Genomic DNA, 5,298 nt, shown 5'->3' on the forward strand with positions numbered 1-5,298 from the left:
CGGCAGACCAGGATCGCCTCGGTCGACGGCCGACCCTCGCGCCGGAAGAACGAGCCGGGGATCTTGCCCGCGGCGTACGAACGCTCCTCGACATCCACCGTCAGGGGGAAGAAGTCGAACCCGTCACGCGGGTGCTTTCCGGCGCTCGTCGCGCTCAGGATCATCGTCTCTTCGTCGAGGTACGCGGCGACCGCGCCCTGCGACTGCTGCGCGAGCCGACCGGTTTCGAACCGAACGGTGCGCTTGCCGAACTTGCCATTGTCGAGAACGGCTTCGGCGAACTTGATTTCGGGACCCTCCAAGGGGGCACTCCTGTTTCTCTTCAGGAGCAGGAGCATGCACAGAACTACCCTCAGGGGCGATCTGGCCAACAGTAGAAGTGCTCCGTGCGCCTATCGCTCGGAAGACCACCACCGGTGACCAGCTCTGTGCCGGCCTGCTCCGGGTATCAGACTGTCGATTGACAGCCTCGGACATGGTATCAGCTGACTCCCAGATCACAGCCTGGACATCGCCGTGCGGCGGGTCTTGACTGGAGACATCCGCAAATCGTCAGATCGAAGGAGATCCCATGACCACCGTCGCCCGTGTCACCACCATCACCGCGCGCAGCACGAAGAGTTTCGAGGACGCCGCCCGCGAGGGTGTCGCTCGCTCCAACAAGACGCTGCGCAACGTCTCGGGCGCGTGGGTGAAGGAGCAGAAGGTCGAGGTCGCCGACGGTGCGATCACCGCCTGGCAGGTCACCCTCGAAGTCACCTTCGTCCTCGACGACTGAGCGACGGAACGCGCAACACCGGATGTTCACCGGCATCCGGTAGAACGTGAGCGTGCCGGAGATCACCGCATGGCTCGTCGACCTGGCGAGTTCGCCGTGGCTGATTCCCGCCCTCTTCCTCCTCGTTGTCGGCGACGCATTTCTCGTCGTGCTGCCGAGCGAAACCGTTGTCGTGGCGCTCGCGGCGCTCGCCGCGGCAACCGGGGAGCCCAGCCTGGTCCTCGTCGTCCCCGTCGCCGCGAGCGGTGCGGTCGTCGGCGACCTGCTGTGTTACCTGATCGGACGCAGGGTCGGCGTCGACCGATGGGCCTGGCAACGCCGAGGTCGGGTCGCCGCAGCCATCGGCCGGGTGCGCGATGCCGTGCGTACCCGGCCCGCGGTCCTCATCTTCACCGCCCGCTACATCCCCTTCGCTCGGATCGCCGTCAACCTGTCGGCCGGCGCCGTCGGCCTGCCTCTGCCCCGCTTCCTTCCGCTCTCGGCCATGGCGGGCACGGCGTGGGCCCTCTACAACGTTGGAGTCGGGGCGGCATTCGGAACGCTGTTGCGTGACTACCCGGTACTCGCAATCCTCGTCTCGATCGCCGCAGCCGCCGGGCTGGGAATCGCCGTCGACACGGTCACGAGGCGCATTGCCGCGGCCCGTGCGGGGCGGATCGCGACGCGCGATCAGCCTTCGTCGCGGGCGAGATAGCCGCGCCAACCACCGAATTCGGTGATGTCGCGCGCGCCGCCGAGCCCCGCGGGTTCGCAGAGGAATCCGTGCACGCTGCTCCCATCGGCCAGCCGAATCGTGCCGAGGGAGAGCGGAGCGTCGATTTCGGCCAACAGCTCCCCGATCGATGCGAACGGCAGGCGGTACACCTCGAGTTCGATCGCGGCGCCACCTGAGTCCACCCGGACGAGACCGGGTTTCGCGACACCGGCGAGGGCGTAGAGCCGGTAGTCGGCCGAGGTCGTCGTCGCGGCGACGGTCTGGGCGCCGAGTTCGAGGAGCCGTGGATGCAAGGGCATTCCCGACAGGTGCGCGCCGACGACGGCGAGCGACAACCCACCGGCGCTCGGATGCGACGGCACCGAAGTCGCCCGGGATGCCGCGCCCGCCGGCGAGAGCCCGGTCGCGGCGAGCGGAAGGCCGACGAGCCCCTCGACGGCCGCGGCGATCGACAGCGCGCGCTCATCCTGCCCCCACCGGGTCTGGACGCTCACCCCGAACGGCATGCCGCGCGCCGTCAACCCGCCCGGGACCGCGACGGCCGCAAGGCTCAACAGATTCCCGAACGTCGTGAACCGGCCGAGGGCCGAGTTGAGCGCGATCGGGTCAGCGAGCATCTCGGCGACCGAGAAGGTGCGGGGTGCCGTCGGGGTCAGGAGCGCAGCGACACCCTCCAAGGCGAGCGACGTTTCGGCCCGCAGTCGCTGCAGCTCGTGCAGTCCGCGGAACGCGTCGGTTCCCATCACGGAGTGCCCGGCCTCGAGCAGCGTGCGGGTCACGGGGTGCAGCGCCTCGGGGTGCGCGGCAACGAAGTGCTCGATCCCGGACAATCGTTCGGCGAGCCAGGGACCCTGATAGAGGAGCTCGCCCGCGGTGAAGAACGGCTCGAGGTCGATCTCCACGAGCAGCGCTCCGGCCACCTGCAGATCGAACACGAGCCGGTTCCAGGCCTCGCGGTAGCCGGAGTCGACGTCGAGACCGAGCTGGGCCTCAAAGGGGACGCCGAGAACGAGGCCGTCGAGGGGAGCCGGCCGGGGCTCCGGCGCAGGAATCGGTGCCGGGCGCGACCAGGGGTCAGCGGCATCCGGCCCGGAGATCACCGCGAGCACCCGGGCACCGTCGGCGACCGTGAGCGCGAAGACGCTCGGGCAGTCGAGACTGTGGCAGGCCGGAACGATCCCGGCGGTACTCGCGAGCCCCGGACTCGGCTTGACCCCCACGGTTCCGGTGAACGCCGCGGGGACGCGTCCCGACCCCGCCGTATCGGTGCCGAGCGCGAAACTCACGAGCCCCGCCGAAACGGCGACCGCGCTGCCCGAACTCGAGCCGCCCGAGATCATGGTCGGATCAAACGGGGTGGCGGGGATGCCGTACGGCGTGCGGGTGCCGTTGAGCCCGGTCGCGAACTGGTCGAGATTCGTCTTGCCGATGAGGATTGCGCCCGCGGCCTCCAGCCGCGCGACGACCGTCGCCGTCTCGTCGGCGACATACGCGAACGCCGGGCACGCCGCGGTCGTCGGGAGCCCTGCGACATCCATGTTGTCTTTGATCGCGAACGGGATACCGGCGAGCGGGCGCGCCGGACCGGGCACGACGGCACGGGCGGCACGGCGTGCCTCATCGCGCGGGACGAGCTGAATCCAGACGCCGTCATCGCCCCGCGACTCGATGCGTTCGTAGATCGCGTCGACGACGTCTTCGGGCACCAGTCGCCCGACGCGGTACGCCTCCTGGAGCGAGGCAAGGTCGAGGGAGCCGACCGCGTCCGGGTAGCGGACTGGGGCGGCTGTGATCGCGTCGGTCATGCGGGGTCGGGCGCCCCCGCATGAAGGGCCGCGAGCAGGGCAGAGGACTCTGCGACCGCGCCGAACACGCCACCTTGCATCTTGATCATCTGCAGCGCCGCGAGGTAGTTGCCGCGATCGGTGGCCCCGGTGCAGTCCGACAACAGCAGACACTCGTAGCCGCGGTCGTTCGCGTCACGCATCGTGGTGTGCACGCAGACGTCGGTGGTGATGCCGGTGAGGATGATGTGCGTGATCCCCCGGTTGCGCAACAGCAGGTCGAGGTCGGTCGCGTAGAACGACCCCTTCCCCGGCTTGTCGATGACGAGTTCGCCCTCGAGCGGGGCGACCTCGGGCACGATCTCCCAGCCGGGCTCACCGCGGGTCAGGATGCGGCCGCACGGGCCGTCATCGCCGATCCCGGCACCGATCTGCTTCGAGCGCCACAGCTTGTTGGGCGGGCAATCCGAGAGGTCGGGGCGGTGCCCCTCCCGGGTGTGCACGATGAACAAGCCCGCCTCGCGCGCCGCGGCGAGCACGACCTGGGTGGGCGCGAGGCCCGCGCGGGTGAGGCTCAGGTCGTAGCCCATCTTGTCGACGTAGCCGCCCTCACCGCAGAAGTCGACCTGCCAGTCGATGTTGATGAGCGCGGTGTTCTCCGGGCGGAATCGCCCGTCGTAGGGCCAGGCGTACGGCTCGGCGGCGACCGGCCCGTAGGCGGTCGCGGTGGTGGTTGGGGGGGTCATCGTTTCTCTCTTCCCTGTTCCGTGAAGGCCTCCACGACCGCGCGGGCAGAACCCACTGCGCCGAAGATCCCGCCGGACATTTCGATCATGGATACCGAGGCGGCGACGAGTGCCGCGTCGTGGGGCGTACAGGCGTCGACGACGAGCAGGCACTCGAAGCCGCGGTCGTTGGCCGAACGCATCGTGGAGTGCACGCTCGTCTCCAGACCCGTGCCGACGAGCACGAGCCGTTCGAGACGGAGCGAACGCAGCAACGCCTCGAGCGGACTGCCGAAGAAGCCGTCGAGGCCGACGGCGCTGACGACGTGGTCGGCACCTTCCGCGAGCGGCGCCGGGTCGACCGATCCGACACCGCGGGATGCCGCACCGGCGGGCGGTGTCGTCTCGATCAGGAGAACGACACCACCCGCGGCACGCACCGTCTCGACCACCTCGGAAGCCGCGACTCGCGCGGCCTCCCCGGCTGGATGCGGGTGAGGGAACCCACGCTCCGTGACGACGGCGACGGCCGTTCCTCGCGGGTCGAGATCCCCGTTCCAGGGCCAGGGGTAGGGGGTGGTTCCCGCGACATGCGTCGCGGGAACCACCGAGTGGTCGAGGCGGGTCATCAGGCGCCCTAGTTCGCGAGGTTCCCGACGACGCCCTGGACGAAGTAGTCCATGCCGTCGTTGGTCGCGTAGTCGGGCACCGTTCCGGCGGGGATCACTTCGGTCCCGTCCTGGCCGAGCACCGGCCCGGCGAAGGGCGAGCCCTCCTCGGTCGCGAGCCAGGCCTGGGCTTCCTCGACCGCGGCGATCGTCTCGTCGCTCACGGAAGGTCCGTACCCGGCGAGCACGAACGGGTTGGTGCCCGTCTTGTAGCCGACCCGGTAGTTGGCGTTGAACTCGCTGCCGGTGAACTCACCGGCAAGGATCGTCGCAACGATCTCCTGGTAGAGCGGAGCCCAGTCCCAGACTGCGCCGGTGAGCCAGCCCTCGGGGGCGAGCTCGGAGGCGTCAGCGTGGTAGCCGACCGTGTACGCACCGGCTGCCTCAGCGGCGTCGATCACCGTCTTCGTGCAGTCCTGGTGCTGGGTGAGCACGTCGACACCCTGCGACAGGAGGCTGTTCGCCGCCTCGCGCTGCGCGGCCGGGTCGCACCAGCTGGAGGTGCTGACGGTGATGGTCTCGACATCCGGGTTCACCGTCTGGGCGCCGAGCTCGAACGCGTTGATGTTGGCGATCGTCTGCGGGATCGGGAAGGCGTAGACGTAGCCGAGCTTGCCCGACTCCGACG

At 69.4% G+C, this 5,298-nt stretch carries 6 protein-coding genes and 1 pseudogene; 2 read left to right on the forward strand and 5 right to left on the reverse strand.

Annotated features, from left to right (window positions below; all coding sequences use genetic code 11):
* Positions 1-302: pseudogene (locus tag RMO30_RS02405) on the reverse strand (polyribonucleotide nucleotidyltransferase); the annotation flags it as partial.
* A 269-nt stretch (positions 303-571) separates the two neighbouring features.
* On the opposite strand from RMO30_RS02405, the gene RMO30_RS02410 reads away from it, so the two are divergent.
* Together RMO30_RS02410 and RMO30_RS02415 are read left to right on the forward strand one after the other, a co-directional pair.
* Positions 572-778: a dodecin family protein gene (locus tag RMO30_RS02410; protein ID WP_309709028.1), complete on the forward strand. Its 207-nt coding sequence runs from the start codon at positions 572-574 to the stop codon at positions 776-778.
* Between the two features lie 52 nt (positions 779-830).
* Positions 831-1,472 (forward strand): VTT domain-containing protein, encoded by a 642-nt coding sequence (locus tag RMO30_RS02415; protein WP_309709031.1) that lies wholly within the window; start codon positions 831-833, stop codon positions 1,470-1,472.
* On the opposite strand, the gene atzF is transcribed toward RMO30_RS02415, so the two are convergent.
* The 4 genes from atzF to RMO30_RS02435 all read right to left on the reverse strand — a co-directional run.
* Positions 1,448-3,298: an allophanate hydrolase gene (atzF, locus tag RMO30_RS02420; RefSeq protein ID WP_309709034.1), complete on the reverse strand. Its 1,851-nt coding sequence runs from the start codon at positions 3,296-3,298 to the stop codon at positions 1,448-1,450. The genes RMO30_RS02415 and atzF overlap by 25 nt on opposite strands.
* Positions 3,295-4,023 carry an isochorismatase family cysteine hydrolase gene (locus RMO30_RS02425; RefSeq protein WP_309709037.1) on the reverse strand — a complete coding sequence of 243 codons (729 nt, stop codon included), beginning with the start codon at positions 4,021-4,023 and terminating at the stop codon, positions 3,295-3,297. The genes atzF and RMO30_RS02425 overlap by 4 nt, the downstream gene beginning before the upstream one ends.
* The gene (locus RMO30_RS02430; RefSeq protein ID WP_309709039.1) at positions 4,020-4,631 is read right to left on the reverse strand and encodes an isochorismatase family protein; all 612 of its coding nucleotides are present in this window, start codon (positions 4,629-4,631) and stop codon (positions 4,020-4,022) included. The genes RMO30_RS02425 and RMO30_RS02430 overlap by 4 nt, the downstream gene beginning before the upstream one ends.
* Positions 4,632-4,639: 8 nt before the next feature.
* Positions 4,640-5,298 (reverse strand): BMP family ABC transporter substrate-binding protein (locus RMO30_RS02435; protein ID WP_309709041.1); only part of this gene is annotated, 659 nt, incomplete at its 5' end.

This window comes from Pseudolysinimonas sp. (assembly GCF_031389465.1).
Classification (GTDB): domain Bacteria; phylum Actinomycetota; class Actinomycetes; order Actinomycetales; family Microbacteriaceae; genus Pseudolysinimonas_A.